This window comes from Halarchaeum rubridurum, assembly GCF_014647115.1.
GTDB lineage: Archaea > Halobacteriota > Halobacteria > Halobacteriales > Halobacteriaceae > Halarchaeum > Halarchaeum rubridurum.
Genome location: NZ_BMOO01000005.1, coordinates 120,207 through 135,090, shown reverse-complemented (window position 1 = coordinate 135,090; position 14,884 = coordinate 120,207). Strand labels below are relative to the sequence as shown.

Below are 14,884 nucleotides of genomic sequence, written 5' to 3'. Positions count from 1 at the left end.
ACGGAGAGCGGGAAAGGAGCGACGAGCGGCGGCCACGGGGCGGCGTTACGCGTCGCGCTCCGGTGGCATCGGGTCGTGGCAGGCGACCCTGCGACCGTCGACGGGTCGCTCGGGTGGCGCGTCGCGCGCGCAGACGGTTTCGACGACACCGTGGAGCGCCGCGTCCGCCGCCTCGTGGTCGTCGCGGACGACCGCGGCCGCGGCGTCGACGAGCGCGGCGCGTTCGTCCCGGCCGACGTCGAGGGCGTCGGGGTCGACGCGCGCGCCGTCGGTGTCGCGCTCCGTCGCCGTGCGATGCGCGCGCGGCAGGTCGAGGACGAGGCCGTGCGCGAGGACGGCGTCGGGGCTCCCGTGGCCGTCGAGGACCGGGTCGCGCTCGGCGATACGGCGGCGAAAGCGGAGGGCGCGCCGGAAGGCGTCGCGGCTCCCCGTCCAGTCGTCGGGCGGGACGACGCGCGGGCAGCGCGGGTGGAAGCGACAGCCGGCGGGCGAGTCGGCGGCGTCGGTGACGGCGGGGGTGACGTCCGCGTGGCGGCGCTCGGTCGTCGGGTCGAGCGTCGGCGTGGCGTCGCGGAGCGCGGCCGTGTACGGGTGGCGCGGCCGGTCGAGGACGGCCTCAGTGGGCCCGCGCTCGACGACGCGGCCGCGGTAGAGGACGGCGACGCGGTCCGCGACGCCGCGGACGAGCCGGTAGTCGTGGCTCACGAGGACGTACGTGAGGCCGTAGTCGTCCTGCAGGGTCGCGAGACGGTCGAGGACGGCCGCGCGGGTGCGCGCGTCGAGCATCGAGACGGGTTCGTCGAGGACGACGACGTCCGGGTCGGGGGCGAGCGCGCGGGCGAGCGCGACGCGCTGGCGTTCGCCGCCCGAGAGGTCCCGCGGGCGCGCGTCGAGGTAGGCGTCGGGAGTGAGGCCGACGTCGGCGAGGACGTCGCGGACGCGCTCGCGGCGCGCGGCGGCGTCGCGTCGACCGACGAGGGGCTCGGCGACGGTGCGCCCGACGGACACCCGGGGGTTCAGGCTCTCGTAGGGGTCCTGAAAGACCGGCTGGACGCGGGCGCGAAAGGCGCGCTCGTCGGTCTCGATCTGTGCGTCGACGTCCCGGCCGTCGAAGCGGACCGCGCCCGAACTCGGCGCGTCGAGGGCGACGAGGAGGCGACAGAGCGTGGTCTTCCCGGAGCCGGATTCGCCGAGGACGCCGTACGTCTCGCCGCGCTCGACGGCCAACGAGACGTCGTCGAGCGCGTCGACGGTGTCGGGCTCGCGGCGCCGGAGGACGTCGAGGAGGCCGCGCTCGCCGCCGTACGTCTTCGTCACGCCGTCGAGCTCTATCAGTCCCACGCGCCACCCCCGGCGCGCCACGCGTCGCGGAGCGCGGCCGTGTGGTCGCTCGCGGGGTCGCCGAGCACCGCCTCGGTGGGGCCGGTCTCGACCACGCGGCCGTCGTGGAGGACGGCGAGGCGGTCGGCGGTCTCGGCGAGCGCCGCGAGGTCGTGGCTGACGAGGAGGACGGCGGCGTCGAGCGACGCGAGGTCGTCGAGCAGGCGGTCGCGCGCCACGGCGTCGAGGCCCGTCGTGGGTTCGTCGACGACGAGCAGGGCGGGGTCGCACGCGAGCGCCATGGCGAGGACAACACGCTGGCGTTCGCCACCGGAGAGCACGTGCGGGTGGTCCTCAGCGCGCGCCGCGCGCAGGCCGAGGCGGGTGAGCGCGTCGCGGGCGCGCCGGCCCGCGTCCGCGTCGGGGTGGTGGCGGCGGACGGCCTCGCGTATCTGCGCGCCGACGGTGTACGCGGGGTCGAGCGCCCCCATCGCGCGCTGCGGGACGAGCGCGATTTCGGCCCAGCGGAGGTCCCTGAGGTGCGCGTCAGGGAGCGCGAGGAGGTCCGTCGTTCCGTCGGCGCGAACGGGCGTGTCGTCGGAGACGACATCCGCGCGCGGCGTGCCGTCCGCGTCCGTCCACGCGGGCGGGACGGCGTCGAACCACGCGTGGCCGCCCCGGACCTCGCCGGCGTCGTCGAGGAGGCCGACGAGCGCGCGGGCGAGCGTGGTCTTCCCGGAGCCGGATTCGCCGAGCAGGCCGTACGTCTCGCCGTGCTCGACGCTCACGGACGCGTCCGTCAGCGCGCGGACGTCGCCGTTTCGGTCGGGCGTCCGGTAGCGGACCGTGAGGGAGTCGACGCGGAGGAGCATCAGTCCACCTCGGTGACGTCGGAGAGGGCGTGCCCGAGGTAGTAGAAGGCGGCGACGAGCGAGGCGATGGCGAGGCCGGGCGGGAGGAGCCACCACGGCGCGTCGAAGACGTGACCGGTCGCCTGCACGCGCTGGAGCATCGCGCCCCACGAGGCGGTCGTGACGTCCGCGAGGCCGAGGTACGCGAGGGTGGCGTGGGCGAGGATGGCGGTCGCGGCGTCCTGCACGAGCAGGACCGCGGCCACGGGGAGGACGTCCGGGAGGACGTGTCTGGCGACGAGACGGTGCGTGGGGAGGCCGGCGGCACGTGCGGCGTCGACGTAGGTGCGTTCGACGAGCGACAGCGTCGTCCCGCGGACGACGACGCAGTTGTTCAGCCACGCCGTCGCGGCGATGGCGAGGACGACGTTCGTCGTGGAGGCCCCGCGCATGGCGACGAGGACGACGACGAACGGGAGGAAGGGGACGCCGTAGAGGACGTCGACGACGCGCTGGATTCCCTCGTCGACCCACCCGCCGTAGTAGCCGCTGGCGAGGCCGAGCGGGACGCCGACGAGCGAGGAGAGGAGCGCGGCGGCGAGGCCGACGAGGAGGGCGGTGCGCGCGCCGTAGACGAGCTCGGTGAGGACGCCGTGACCCGCCGCCGTGGTACCGAGCGGCGCGAAGAAGGGGTCGCCGAACGCCGGCGGGTGCGGGAGGGAGCGCGACTGGGCGAGCGTGAGGCGGCCGTCGCCCGTCCCGACGTACGCCACCCACCCGGGGTCGTGGGGGGCGACGAGGTCGGGGGCGAGTGCGCAGCAGGTGACGACGGCGAGGACGGCCGTCCCGAGGAGGGCGAGGGGGGTGCGCAGGAGTCGGGTGAGCGCGCGACGCGTCCGCGAGGACGCGCGCGTCGCGGGGGCCGGCGCGGCGCCCGCGGCGTCGTTCGAGGCACGCGAGCCGTCGTTCGGCGCACGGTCCGTCATCGCTCGCGCCCCCCGAAGGAGAGCCGCGGGTCGAGATAGGTGTAGGCGACGTCGAGGCCGAGGCGTGCGACGACGACGACGACGGCGACGAGGAAGAACGCGGCCTGCGCGAGCGGGTAGTCGCGGTCGAGGACGGCGGTGACGATAAGCCGCCCCATCCCCGGCCACGAGAAGACGGTCTCGGTGACGACCGCGCCGTCGACGAGGAAGGCGAGGGCGAGCGCGGCGCTCGTCGTCACGGGGAGGAGGGCGTTGCGCCCGGCGTGTTTGAAGAGGACGGTGCGTTCGCGCAGGCCCTTCGCCCGCGCGAGGTCGACGTAGTCGGAACGCGCGGCGTCGCGCATCGCGGGGCGGACGAGCAGCGTCGCGCCGACCCAACCGACCGCGGCGACGGAGAGCAGGGGGAGCGCGAGGTGCCGGAGGAAGTCGAGGGCGACGGGGAGGGGCGCGACGTCGAACGCGGGGAACTGCGTCACCATGTGGGCGCTCGGGAGCCAGCCGAGGCGGTGGTCGAGGAGCCAGACGAGCAGCCACGCGACCCAGAAGACGGGCGTGGCGTAGACGAACAGCGAGAGGGCGAGGGCGAGCGTCCCGCCGCGGGCGTCGCGGTACCAACCGAGCACCATCCCGACGAGCGGGCCGACGGCGTAGCAGGCGAGGAAGGCCGCGCCGAAGAGGACGAGCGTGCGCGGGAGGCGGCGGGCGAGGACGGCGGCGACGGGCGCGTGCATCGTCGGCGACCAGCCGAAGTTCCCCGTCTGGTAGTTGAGGAGGAACCGGAGGTACTGCATCCAGAGGGGGTCGTGGACGCCCCACGCGGCCTCCAGGCGCGCGGTCTGCGCGGTGGTCATCCCCGGCGTCGTCATCGCGCTCACGAACGACCCCGGCATCGCGCGCAGGAGGACGAAGAGGAGCGTCATGACGACGAGCAGGGTGGCGTACGCGACGACGAGACGACGGAGGAGATATCGGAGAGCGAAGCGCGTCACGCGCACCACCCCGGACGGCGCGGCCGGGACGGGCGATGCGAGCGGCGCGGGCGGTGCGGGCGGCGACGGCCGCTCGCGGGGGCGTGTCGGCGCGCGGCGAGCGACACGGGAGGGCGCACAGCGCGGGGTGCGGGGGGGCGAGCGACAAAGGCGGAGCGCGTGGTGAGGCCACGGCGAGCGTCGCGACGGACCGGAAGCATGGAGTCGCTCACGTCGCTCACCCCCGCGGTCTGAGCTGTCGGAGTTCGGTGGCGAGGTTCGTCGAGCCGGGCGCGGGGATGTCGGCGACGTAGTTCGTCCACGCGTCGGTGTCGAGGGGCCACCTGATGTGCGGGTACTCGGTCACCATCACCGGGGCATCGAGGTAGATACGCTCGACGGCGCGGCGCGCGAGGGCGTTGCGGCGGTCGGCGTCCGTCTCGCGGAGCGCGCGGCCGATGAGGTCGTCCGCGCTCGCGTGCGCGTCGAGGCCGTACCCCGTCGGGTTGTTCGCGCGGACGGTGTCGTCGCCGGCGGCGTCGGCGTTGTCGCCGTGGAAGAGCGAATAGAGCGACGTGACGGCGAACGGCGAGAGCCCGCCGACGCTCAGCGGGTAGACGTCGAACTCCTCGCGGGCGTAGACGGCCTCGACCATCGCGGTGAGGCTCACGACGGTGCGGGTCGCCGGGATACCGAGGCGGCCGAGCGTCTCGATCCAATCCGTCGTCATCGCCGAGCGTTCGGGGGAGCGCGAGGCGGGCGTGATGAGGAACTCCAGGGGGCCGCCGAGGATGTCGGGAATCGTCCGGCCGTCGACGCGGAGTTCGATGTCGGTGTCCGCGTCGGCGAGCGCCGCGGAGCGCACCGGACCGAAGGTGTAGTCGTGGCGCGCGCCGCGCTGGCTCGCGCGGACGCCCGTGAGGCTCCCGGGGTAGGACCGGCCGGCGTACGTCCCGGGCGTGCCCGTGATGGGGTCGCCGCTCGTGAGGAAGTCGCGGACGGCCGCGACGTCGAGGGCGGCCCCGTCGTCGCGCCCGCGGTAGGCGTAGGCCTCCGTCGCGGGGTCGGTGAGGAGCTCGGCGTCCGTGGCGGTCTCCGGGCGGACGGCGGTGTATCCGGGCGGGACGACGAAGTCCCCGCGGGTGACGTAGCCGTCGTGGAGTTCGGTGACGTAGTGGTAGTCGTCGAAGGCGAAGGCGAGCGCCTGGCGGAAGACGAGGTCGTCGAGCGGTTCGCGCCGGAGGTTGAAGCCGTAGTAGCCAAAGCCGGTCGCGCCGCCCTCGACGAGCGTCTTGCCGGGGGCGGCCTCGATCTCCGAGATGGCGGACGTGGCGGCCGTCCGGAAGACGGCGTCGACCTCGTCGTCGAGGAAGGCGCGCTGGAGGGCGGCGTCGGAGCCGTACACCTGCACGCGGAGGGCGTCGAGGAACGGCCCGCCGGCGTCGAGGACGTCGTGCGCGCGTCGCCAGTCGAGCGTCGAGAGGGCGTAGTCGTCGGGGTCGCGGAAGGCGAGCGACGCGGACGTGTCGGGGTCGTAGGAGGTGACGCGACCGGGGCCGAGGCCGACCGGGCCGCCGCGTTCGGTGGGGCGATAGCGCCGGTAGTCCTCGACGTCGCGCCAGACGTGCGCGGGGAGAATCGGGAGCGCGAGCGTGCTGCTCGCGTACGTCCCGACGGGTTCGGAGAGTCGGAGGCGGACGTCCCAGTCGCCGGGCGCGCGCTCGACGGCCGCGATGGGGGAGACGACCGGGAGGTAGCGCGCGGGGCGCTGCTCGCGGAGGTAACGGTACGTGAACAGGACGTCGTCGACGGTGAGCGGCGTCCCGTCGGTGAACGTCAGGCCGTCGCGGACCGCGACGTCGACCGCGGGGCCGGCGTCGGTGTTGAGGTCGCCCGCGTCCGTGACCCGCCAGTCCGTGAAGACGTTCGGCCGGACGTCGAAGGTCACGGGGTCGACGACGGTGCCGCTCTCGTGGACGAGGTCGAGGAGTATCCAGGAGTGTGAGGAGGCCGTGGCGAGCGGGTTGAGACCGGCGAACGACGCGCTCGTGCCGAGCGTGAACGTCGCCGTCGACGCGGAGCCGTCGCCGTCGAGACAGCCGGCGAGCGAGAACGTCGCCGCGCCCGCCCCCGCCGCGAGGAACCGCCGTCGCGTCGGTGCCACCCCATCCACCATGTTGGTACAACACGTTCCTGCCGAGATATAAACGTCGCGTCGGCGCGGCGTCGAGTGGATACCGCGGTGACGTGTCTGGTTACATATATTTCCTCGCTCTCGCCGGGTCGCGTCCGGCGGGCGAAGCGGCGAGCGTCGCGCACTGGGTCACGGTTAACCACGCGGCGCTCGAAGCCGACGACGCCATGACGTCCGTACTGTTCGTCGTCAGCGAGGAGGGGTATTGGGGCGAGGAGTGTATCGAGCCGCTCACGACGCTCGACGCCCGCGGGGCCGAGGTGACGGTGGCGACGCCGACCGGGAGCCCGCCGGTCGTCGACGAGCGCTCCGTCGACCCGGAGAACGTCGGCGAGGAGACCGCGGAGTGGGTGACGGAGGTCGACGAGACCGACGAGCGGCTGAACGACCCCGAGCCGCTCGCGGCGGTCGAGGCCGACGACTACGACGCGGTCGTCTTCCCGGGCGGCCACGGCACGGAGTGGGACGTGAATCAGGACCGCGACGCGCGACGCCTCCTCCGCGAGCAGGTCGCGGGTGAGGACGGGAAAGCGCTCGTCGTCTGTCACGCCGTCGGCATCCTCGCGTTCACGCGCGACGCCGACGGGGGCTTCCTCGTCGCGGACCGCGACGTGACCGGCTTCCCGAACGAGTGGGAGGAGGGCATCGTCGACGAGCACGACCGGATGCCGGACGGTCGCAAGCTCCCCTACTGGGTCGAGGACGAGGTCGTCGCGGCCGACGCGAACTGGGACGCCGAGCTCGACGCCGACACCTCGGTCACGGTCGACGGCGACCTCGTGACCGCGCGCGGCCCGGAGTCCTCCGCGGACGCCGCCGAGACCTTCGCCGACGAACTCGACCTCTGAGGGAGAGACAAACCCGCACACGGCACCGGGCTTCGCAAGCCTTATCCGCAGGAGGGCGTTACGAAGAATCAGCGGGTTGGGATAGCCAGGAGATTCCGCCGGGCTCATAACCCGGAGATCGGTAGTTCAAATCTACCACCCGCTATCTCCTCACTGCCGTTCGTTTTCACCGGCCGTCTCTCGCCGGTTTCCGTCACTCACACCGACGAGCCGAGGGCTCGTCACGCGGGGCGCACGTCGGCACGTAGTACACACTCACGGCGTCGCTATCGACTCGTGAGAACGCGAAACGAGCGGCTTACTCGACCGTCAGCGACGTTTGGGTCTCGGTGACGACCGTGACGTCCTCGGCGTCGACGGTCTCGACGTCGAGCCAATGGGGGACGTAGTTGCGCTTCTCGTAGTCCTCGAGTTCCTCTCGGTCACCCATGACGCACCAGAGCTGGACGCGCTCGGGGCCGTGCCAGTCGCCGTTCCGGGTGACGCCGAAGAGGACCTTCTCCGCGCCGTCGCGCTCGATGACCGCGCCGTTGCGCACGCCGGGGTCCCCGTGGATGATGAGCCGCTTCATGCGCGACGGTTCAGCGGACAGGCGATTAAACCCATCGCACTTCGTGTCGGCGACGTGACGCGCGATGGGTTCCCCGTCGTCACGCCCGCCAGCGCGCGACGGCGTGGAGGCCGACGCCGAGCGCGGTCGCGGCGAGCGCGAGCGGGAGTGCGAGGAGCGTGAGGAAGAACGGGTGGAGCGCGCCGGCGACGACGCTCCCCGTCGCGGGGTAGGACGCGACGGCCGCACCGAGGCCGACGAGCGCGGCGCAGGCGAACCCGACGCTGACGACGCGGACTCGCCTCGCGCCCGCGAGCGCGACGGTGCCGCTCCCGACGACTCCGAGCGGGAGGCCGAACAGGAGCGCGTACGCGACCCCGACGCCGAAGCTCGGGAGCCCGTAGGTGGCGAGCACGGCGAGGTCGGCGCGCGCCCCCGAGAGGACCGCGTTCGCGGGCGCGAGGGTCACGAGGCCGGGCGAGACGCCGGCGTCGCCCGCACCCGTGGACGCGTTCCAGCGGAGCGTCGCGCCGTCGTCCGCGACGGCCATCGCATCCGGGTGGTCGACGACGCGGTAGCCGTCGGGCGCGCGAATCGTCACGTCGGCGTCGCCGGGGCGGTAGTCGTTGCGGTAGTCGGCGAACGGCGCGAAGACGAGGCCGCCGCCCGGGGCGCGAGCGACGCCGCCGTCGAGTCGGTAGGTGACGGTGAGGGCGTCGCCGCGCACGCGGGCGTGGAGCGCGTCGGTGTCGCGCCCGAAGCGGTGTGCGAAGCGGCCCGTGGCGACGGCGCGCCGGAGCGTGTCGTTCGCACGGAGGGCGTCGGCGGTGTCGGGGTTCGTGAGCGTCGCCCGCTCCGTCCACGTGCTCGTGGCGTTCGCGTGGACGGCGACGTCGACGGTGACGTTCGTGACGGTCGAGGCGGGGTAGTCGAGCGAGTCGCCGCCGAGGCCGCCGGCGAAGCCCGAGACGTCGCGGGGCGGCGGTCTGGCCGCTGCGGGCGCGACGAGCGCACCGCAGAGGAGGAGGGCACAGAGGAGGGGGACGATGCGTCGCACGACCCTACGCGTGTGTCGCGGTCACAAGACGTTTTGGCTCGTCGGCGACGGCGAACCGTGTGCATTTTAAGCGTCGGAGTCGAACCGAGAGACAACAGAGCTGATTCGCTATGGAGATGCCACGACGCTTCAACACCTACTGTCCGCACTGTCACGAACACCACGAGCACGAGGTCGAGAAGGTCCGTTCGGGCCGCACCTCGGGGATGACGAAGGTCCAGGGCCGCCAGCGCGAGCGCCAGACCTCCCGCATCGGGAACTCCGGGAAGTTCTCCAAGGTCCCCGGTGGCGACAAGCCGACGAAGAAGACGGACCTCAAGTACCGCTGCAGCGAGTGTGGCAACGCCCACCTCCGCGAGGGATGGCGCGCCGGCAAACTGGAGTTCCAGGAGTAACCATGTCCGGGAACTTCTTCCGCGTCCAGTGTCCGGACTGTGAGAACGAACAGGTCGTCTTCGAGAAGGCCTCCTCGACGGTCGCGTGCGCCGTCTGCGGCACGACGCTCGCGCGCCCGACCGGCGGGAAGGCCGTCCTCGAAGCCGAGGTCACGGAGACCGTCGAGGCCCGATGAAGTACGAGGGCTGGCCCGAGCCCGGCGAACTCGTCGTCGGGAAGGTCGACGAGATCGAGGACTTCGGCGTCTTCGTCGACTTGGAGGAGTACCGCGACAAGCGCGGGCTGGTCCACATCAGCGAGGTCGCGTCCGGCTGGATCAAGAACGTCCGAGACCACGTCCGCGAGGACCAGACGGTCGTCGCGAAGGTCCTCGACGTCGATAAATCCTCCCAGCAGATCGACCTCTCGATCAAGGACGTCAACGACCACCAGCGCTCCGACGCGATTCAGGAGTGGAAGAACGAGCAGAAGGCCGACAAGTGGATGGAGCTGGCCTTCGGCGAAGAGATGGCCGACGAGCGCTTCCGCGCGGTCGCGAACGAGCTCGTCGCGGAGTTCGGCTCGCTCTACGAGGGGTTCGAGCAGGCCGCCATCCACGGCCAGGAGGCCCTCGAACCGTGTGACCTCGACGGCGACGACGTCGAGGCAATCGTCAGCACGGCGCGCGAGAACGTCTCCGTGCCCTACGTCACGGTGACGGGGTACGTCCACCTCGAATCGCCGTCGCCGGCCGGCGTCGACGACATCAAGTCCGCGCTCCGCGCCGCGGAGGGCGACGAGGACGCCGTTCCCGAGGAGGCGGAGCTCGAAGTGACGTACGTCGGCGCGCCCGAGTACCGCGTGCGCGTCGAGGCACCGAACTACAAGACCGCGGAGACGGAGCTCGAAGCCGCCGCCGCGCGCGCGACCGACGACGTCGTGGCGCACGGCGGGACGGGCGAGTTCCACCGCGAGCGCCAGCTCGAAGAAGAGGCGTAGGGCCGTGCACGCGGACATCCGCTGTTGTCGCGCGCACGACCGACCCGTCTACACGTTTTCCGACACCTGTCCGGAGTGCGGCGAGTCCACGGGGAACTCCGCGCCCGCGCCGTTCGACCCGAACGACCCGTACGGCGAGTACCGACGCAAACTTAAGCGCCGCGCACGCGAGTAAGTCGCATGGACGAAGTCGACATCGAGGTCGCCGCGGACGTCGAGTTGGACGACCCGGTCCTCATCGAGGGGCTCCCCGGAGTCGGCCACGTCGGGAAGCTCGTCGCCGAACACCTCATCGAGGAGGGCGAGGGGACGCTCGTCCGCCGGGTGTTCTCGGAGGCCTTCCCGCCGCAGGTGACGGTCGACGAGGACGGCGTCGCCTCGCTGGCCGACGCGACGTTCCACGCAATCGAGACGGAGGGCCGCGACCTGCTCGTGCTCACCGGCGACCACCAGGCCGCCGACAACCGCGGGCACTACCGACTCACGGACGCGTTCCTCGACGTCGCCGACGAGTTCGGCGTGAGCGAGGTGTACGCGCTTGGGGGCGTCCCGACGGGCGAACTCGTCGAGGACCACGCGGTCGTGGGCGCGGTGTCGAACGACGAACGCAAGGACGGCCTCGAGGACGTCGGGGTCGAGTTCCGCGCGGAGGAGCCCGCGGGCGGTATCGTCGGCACCTCCGGGCTGCTCGTCGGCCTCGGCGGCCGCCGGGGCTTCGACGCCGCCTGCCTGATGGGCGAGACGTCGGGCTACCTCGTCGACCCGAAGAGCGCGCGCGTCGTCCTCGAAACCCTCGAGGACCTCCTCGACTTCGCGGTGGACTACGAGGCGCTCGACGAGCGCGCCGACGAGATGGAGGACGTCGTCGAACAGATGCAGCAGATGGAGAGCGGGCCGAGCGCGGGCGGCGACGAGGACCTGCGCTACATCGGCTGATTCTCACCCGTCCAGTAGCGCCGCGAGCCGCGACTCGACGGCGGCTACCTCGCCGTCGGTGAGCGCGTGGCGCGCGCCCGGGAACGTCTCGACGGTGACGTCACCGCCGAGCGCCGCGAGCGCGTCGCCGGTCCGTTCCACGGCCGGAGCGTCGATTTCCGGGTCGTCGGTACCGACGCCGCAGTAGACCGGCGTCCCGTCGAGGTCGCCGCTCGCCGCCGGGGGACCGGCGGCGTCGCTCCCGTCGTCGCCCGGGAGCGCACCCGCGAGGACGAACGCGCCGCCGTAGCGTCGCGGCCGGCGGCGGAGCGCGTCGGCGACGAGACAGGCCCCCTGGCTGAAGCCGAAGAGGACGACTTTCTCGCGGTCGAGGCCGGCGTCGACGGCGGTGTCGACGGCGCGTTCGACCGCCGCGACGGCCGAGGTGAGCCACGGCTCGTTCGCCTCGCGGGGCGCGTCGAAGCGGTGCGGGTACCACGTGTAGCGTGCGGCTTGCGGGGCGAGGAAGGCGACGCCGTGGCGGTAGAACGCCTCGGCGACGCGCGTGATACTCTTCGCGGACTCGCCGCGGCCGTGGAGGAGGACGACGGCGACGTCGCGGCGCGGAGGGGCGCGCCGCCCGTGACGAGCGGCTGGTCGCGGTGTGGGTCGTCGTCGCTCGTCGGGAGGAAGCGCTCGCTCACGGGTCGTCGTCGAGCGCGGGGAGTTGGGACTCGACGAGGTCGCGGTCCTCCGCGTAGCGCCCCGGGAGAACGAGGGCCTCGCCGAGCGCGTCGGGGTCCTGGCCGACGCCGACGCCGGGACCGTCGGTGGCGAGTTCGAAGAGGATTCCGCCGGAGTCGCGGACGTAGAGCGAGTGGAAGACGTGGCGGTCCTTCACCCGGGAGACGCGGAGGTCGCGCTCGGCGAAGAGGTCGCGCCACTCGTGGAGGTCGGCCTCGTCGGCGACGCGGACGGCGACGTGGTGGAGGACGCCCGCGCCCTCGCGGCCGAACGGGACGTCGCGTTCGAGGATGTCGACCACGGCCCCGACGTCGCCGGACGCGCGGTAGCGAACCCGCTCGCCGTCCTGGGTGAGCAGGTCGTAGCCGAGCGTGTCGAGGACGCTCGCGGTCGCGTACGGGTCGACGGAGAGGACGGAGACCCCGAAGACGCCCCGAATCGCCATCGCGTCGGGGACGCGACTCGTCCACGGCTCGACGGGCTGGTCGGCCGCGACGAGTTCGAGGCGGGTGCCGTCCGGGTCGGTGAAGCAAAGTGCGGTCTCGGCCCGCGGCGCGTCGCCGCCCGCGCCGTCCGCGTACTCGGCGTCCGCCCCGAACCGGGAGTCCGTCTCGTGGGCGACGCCGTGGGCGTCGAGGCGTGCGCGCCAGTCGTCGAGCGAGCCGGTGGGGATGGCGAACGCGACGCTCGCGGGCTGTGGCGGGCCGACGCGCCCGTCTTCGGCGTCGCGGGCGGGGAAGCTCGTGTAGACGGTACCGGGGGACCCATCGGTGTTCCCGTAGATGAGGTGGTACTGGAGGACGTCCTCGAGGTTGACGGTGCGCCGGACGAGTCGCAATCCGAGGACCTCGGTGTAGAAGTCGAGGTTCGCCTGGGCGTCGCCCGCGAGTCCGGTGACGTGGTGGATGCCGGGCGTGTCGGTGAGCACGGCGGAACTACGGGGTCGGCGGGGTTCCGTATTGCGCCCGCGTTAGGTGATGTCAGCGACCTCGTAGCGGACGTCGGCGTCGCGCAGCGGGTCGGTGACGCGCCCGACGGTGTCACCGGTGGCGACGACGACGACGTCGAGGCCGCGGCCGGTGGCCTCGGCGGCGACTTCGCCGACGGCGAACGTGACCGCGGGGGGTCGGTCGAGCTTCCGGAGGGCGACGACGGCCTCGACACCGGCCGCGAGGACGAGGTCGGCGTCGGCGACGGCGTCGCGGAGCGCGTCGAGGTCGACGGCGTCGCTCCCGCCGGTGCGGACGGGCGGGAGCTGATAGACGGTGACGCGCCCGGGTTCGAGGTCGATGATGCCCTCGAAGCCAGTGACGCCGACGTCCTCGCCGGCCGCGGCGTCGGTCGTGGCGACGCCCGAGGCCGAACCGTCGCCCTCGGGGTCGGCGTGGAGCAGGCCGTCGCGCATCGTGAGCGTGACGGCGTCGCCGGCCTCGACGGCGTCGAGCGCGATGGCGGCGTCCTCGTGGACGCTCCCGAGGACGTCCTCGGTGACGCGGTCCGCGTAGCGCCGGACGTCGTCGGCGGTCCGGAGGAGCCAGTCGACGCCCTCCTTCGTGACGCGGTAGCGCGAGCGCCCCTCCTTCTCGACGAGGCCGTCGTCGACGAGGTCGCGGATGTACTCGCTGACGGCCTGCGTGGTGACGCCGACGGCGTCCGCGATCTCCCCCTGACTGACGGCCGGTTGGCGGTCCGCGATTTCGACGAGCACGCGGAAGCGCGTCGCGGTCCGTTTGTCCGCGAGGACGTCGGTCATACGCGGCACGTCGGCGCTGAACGTCAAAGAGCCACCGATGCGAGAAGGGCAGGGCTTACCTCGCGCGTCGTCCACGTCTCGGGCATGGAGACGAACCCGGCGTTCACGGGCGTGCGGTGTACGGCCTGCGACGCGACGTTCGACGCCGCCGAGGTGTCGGGACGCTGTCCGTCCTGCGGGGGCGTACTCGACGCGACGTACGACCTCGACGGACTCGACCTCACCCCGGAGACGGTCGCGGCCCGGACGACCCGCTCGCAGTGGCGCTATCACGAACTCCTCCCGTTCGCGCCCGAGGCGGCGGTGACGACCCGCGAGGGCGGAACGCCGCTCGTGCCGGTGCCGTCGCTGGCCGAGGAGTTCGGCGTCGAAGCCGTCTACGTGAAGGACGAGGGGCGGAACCCGACGGGAGCGATAGACGACCGCGGGCAGTCGGTGGCGGTGACGGCGGCGAAACGCGCCGGCGCGAGCGACGTGGCGCTGGCCTCCACGGGCGACGACGGGCAGTCCGCGGCGGCGTACGCCGCCCGCGCCGGCCTCGACAGCCACACGTTCGTCCCCTCGCGGGCGGCCTTCACGAACAAGGCGATGGTGAACGTCCACGGGGGCGACATGTCGGTCGTCGAGGGGCGGATCGACGCCGCGGCGTCGGCGTTCGCGGACGCGGTCGCCGACCGCGACGACTGGCACCCCGTGCAGGCGCTCTCGACGCCGTACGCCCACGAGGGGCTGAAGACGGCGTACGTCGAGACCGTCGAGGCGCTCGACTGGGAGACGCCGGACCGCGTGATACATCCGACGGGCCGCGGCGCCGGCCTCCACGCGTTCCACAAGGCCGCGCGCGAACTCGACGCGCTTGGGCTCGCGGACGGAGTCCCGAAGCTCTACGCGGCGCAGGCCGAGGGGTGTGCGCCGATCGTCCGCGCGTTCGAGGAAGGCCGGGAGACGCACGAACCGTGGGAGTCGCCGGACACGATATGCGGCCGCATCGAGATACCCGACCCGGCGGGCGGGACTCTCGCGCTCGACGCCATCCGGGAGACCGACGGCGGTGCCGTCGCGGCACCCGACCCCGAGACGCTGGAGGGGGCGACGTCGCTCGCGGAAACCGCCGGCCTCGAACTCTCGGCGTCGAGCGGGACGGCGGTCGCGGCCGCCTACGCGCTCGCCGAGCGCGGCGACCTCGACGCCGACGACACGCTCGTCCTCGTCAACGCGGGCGCGGGCAGCAAGGACGACGACGTCCTGCGCTCGCACCTGATGAGCAAGGGCATCTAGCGCTCGCGGACGGCAGCCCTAAGTCTGAGACGCGTCTACCTCGGCC

Annotated in this window: 16 protein-coding genes, 1 tRNA gene and 1 pseudogene; 8 read left to right on the top strand and 10 right to left on the bottom strand. The window is 72.9% G+C overall.

From position 1 onward, the window contains the following. Window positions 1-45: 45 nt before the first annotated feature. The 5 genes from IEX84_RS11450 to IEX84_RS11430 form a co-directional block, all read right to left on the bottom strand. On the bottom strand, window positions 46-1,341 hold the full coding sequence (locus tag IEX84_RS11450) for an oligopeptide/dipeptide ABC transporter ATP-binding protein (RefSeq protein ID WP_229732368.1): 1,296 nt from the start codon (window positions 1,339-1,341) through the stop codon (window positions 46-48). Further along, window positions 1,332-2,192 carry an ATP-binding cassette domain-containing protein gene (locus IEX84_RS11445; RefSeq protein ID WP_188872713.1) on the bottom strand — a complete coding sequence of 287 codons (861 nt, stop codon included), beginning with the start codon at window positions 2,190-2,192 and terminating at the stop codon, window positions 1,332-1,334. The genes IEX84_RS11450 and IEX84_RS11445 overlap by 10 nt, the downstream gene beginning before the upstream one ends. After that, window positions 2,192-3,157: an ABC transporter permease gene (locus IEX84_RS11440; protein WP_188872712.1), complete on the bottom strand. Its 966-nt coding sequence runs from the start codon at window positions 3,155-3,157 to the stop codon at window positions 2,192-2,194. Before IEX84_RS11440 ends, IEX84_RS11445 begins: the two co-directional genes overlap by 1 nt. Further along, complete coding sequence (locus IEX84_RS11435) at window positions 3,154-4,146, bottom strand: ABC transporter permease (RefSeq protein WP_229732367.1); 993 nt, start codon at window positions 4,144-4,146, stop codon at window positions 3,154-3,156. Before IEX84_RS11435 ends, IEX84_RS11440 begins: the two co-directional genes overlap by 4 nt. 217 nt (window positions 4,147-4,363) lie before the next feature. Next, entirely contained in the window at window positions 4,364-6,301 is a 1,938-nt protein-coding gene (locus IEX84_RS11430) for an ABC transporter substrate-binding protein (RefSeq protein ID WP_188872710.1), read from the bottom strand. 185 nt (window positions 6,302-6,486) lie between these two features. On the opposite strand from IEX84_RS11430, the gene IEX84_RS11425 reads away from it, so the two are divergent. Together IEX84_RS11425 and IEX84_RS11420 are read left to right on the top strand one after the other, a co-directional pair. Then, entirely contained in the window at window positions 6,487-7,167 is a 681-nt protein-coding gene (locus tag IEX84_RS11425; RefSeq protein ID WP_188872709.1) for a type 1 glutamine amidotransferase domain-containing protein, read from the top strand. A 70-nt stretch (window positions 7,168-7,237) separates the two neighbouring features. Next, window positions 7,238-7,312, top strand: a tRNA-Met gene (locus tag IEX84_RS11420). A 153-nt stretch (window positions 7,313-7,465) separates the two neighbouring features. Here the strand turns inward: IEX84_RS11420 and IEX84_RS11415 are convergent. Continuing rightward, window positions 7,466-7,738, bottom strand: a complete 273-nt coding sequence (locus tag IEX84_RS11415) for an HAH_0734 family protein (RefSeq protein WP_188872708.1) — start codon at window positions 7,736-7,738, stop codon at window positions 7,466-7,468. Window positions 7,739-7,817: 79 nt separating this feature from the next. Then, on the bottom strand, window positions 7,818-8,774 hold the full coding sequence (locus IEX84_RS11410; protein WP_188872707.1) for a hypothetical protein: 957 nt from the start codon (window positions 8,772-8,774) through the stop codon (window positions 7,818-7,820). Between the two features lie 110 nt (window positions 8,775-8,884). Between IEX84_RS11410 and IEX84_RS11405 the strand changes: the two genes are divergently transcribed. From IEX84_RS11405 to IEX84_RS11385, 5 genes are read left to right on the top strand one after another with little or no spacing between them, the layout of a single operon-like run. Next, a complete protein-coding gene (locus IEX84_RS11405; RefSeq protein ID WP_188872706.1) occupies window positions 8,885-9,169 on the top strand; it encodes a 50S ribosomal protein L44e in 285 nt (94 codons plus the stop codon). 2 nt (window positions 9,170-9,171) lie between these two features. Further along, on the top strand, window positions 9,172-9,345 hold the full coding sequence (locus IEX84_RS11400) for a 30S ribosomal protein S27e (protein WP_188872705.1): 174 nt from the start codon (window positions 9,172-9,174) through the stop codon (window positions 9,343-9,345). Next, window positions 9,342-10,148, top strand: a complete 807-nt coding sequence (locus IEX84_RS11395; protein ID WP_188872704.1) for a translation initiation factor IF-2 subunit alpha — start codon at window positions 9,342-9,344, stop codon at window positions 10,146-10,148. The genes IEX84_RS11400 and IEX84_RS11395 overlap by 4 nt, the downstream gene beginning before the upstream one ends. Window positions 10,149-10,152: 4 nt before the next feature. After that, window positions 10,153-10,323, top strand: a complete 171-nt coding sequence (locus tag IEX84_RS11390) for an RNA-protein complex protein Nop10 (RefSeq protein WP_188872703.1) — start codon at window positions 10,153-10,155, stop codon at window positions 10,321-10,323. A 5-nt stretch (window positions 10,324-10,328) separates the two neighbouring features. Beyond that, window positions 10,329-11,084 carry a proteasome assembly chaperone family protein gene (locus tag IEX84_RS11385; protein WP_188872702.1) on the top strand — a complete coding sequence of 252 codons (756 nt, stop codon included), beginning with the start codon at window positions 10,329-10,331 and terminating at the stop codon, window positions 11,082-11,084. Window positions 11,085-11,087: 3 nt separating this feature from the next. Here IEX84_RS11385 and IEX84_RS11380 read toward each other — a convergent pair. The 3 genes and pseudogenes from IEX84_RS11380 to IEX84_RS11370 all read right to left on the bottom strand — a co-directional run. After that, window positions 11,088-11,636, bottom strand: a pseudogene (locus tag IEX84_RS11380) (alpha/beta hydrolase); the annotation flags it as partial. A gap of 127 nt (window positions 11,637-11,763) precedes the next feature. Then, on the bottom strand, window positions 11,764-12,735 hold the full coding sequence (locus IEX84_RS11375; protein ID WP_188872701.1) for a VOC family protein: 972 nt from the start codon (window positions 12,733-12,735) through the stop codon (window positions 11,764-11,766). Between the two features lie 42 nt (window positions 12,736-12,777). Then, window positions 12,778-13,560, bottom strand: a complete 783-nt coding sequence (locus IEX84_RS11370) for a DUF7839 domain-containing protein (protein ID WP_188872700.1) — start codon at window positions 13,558-13,560, stop codon at window positions 12,778-12,780. An 84-nt stretch (window positions 13,561-13,644) separates the two neighbouring features. Here IEX84_RS11370 and IEX84_RS11365 point away from each other — a divergent pair, with 84 nt between their 5' ends. Then, window positions 13,645-14,838 (top strand): threonine synthase, encoded by a 1,194-nt coding sequence (locus IEX84_RS11365; RefSeq protein WP_188872699.1) that lies wholly within the window; start codon window positions 13,645-13,647, stop codon window positions 14,836-14,838. Window positions 14,839-14,884 lie beyond the last annotated feature (46 nt).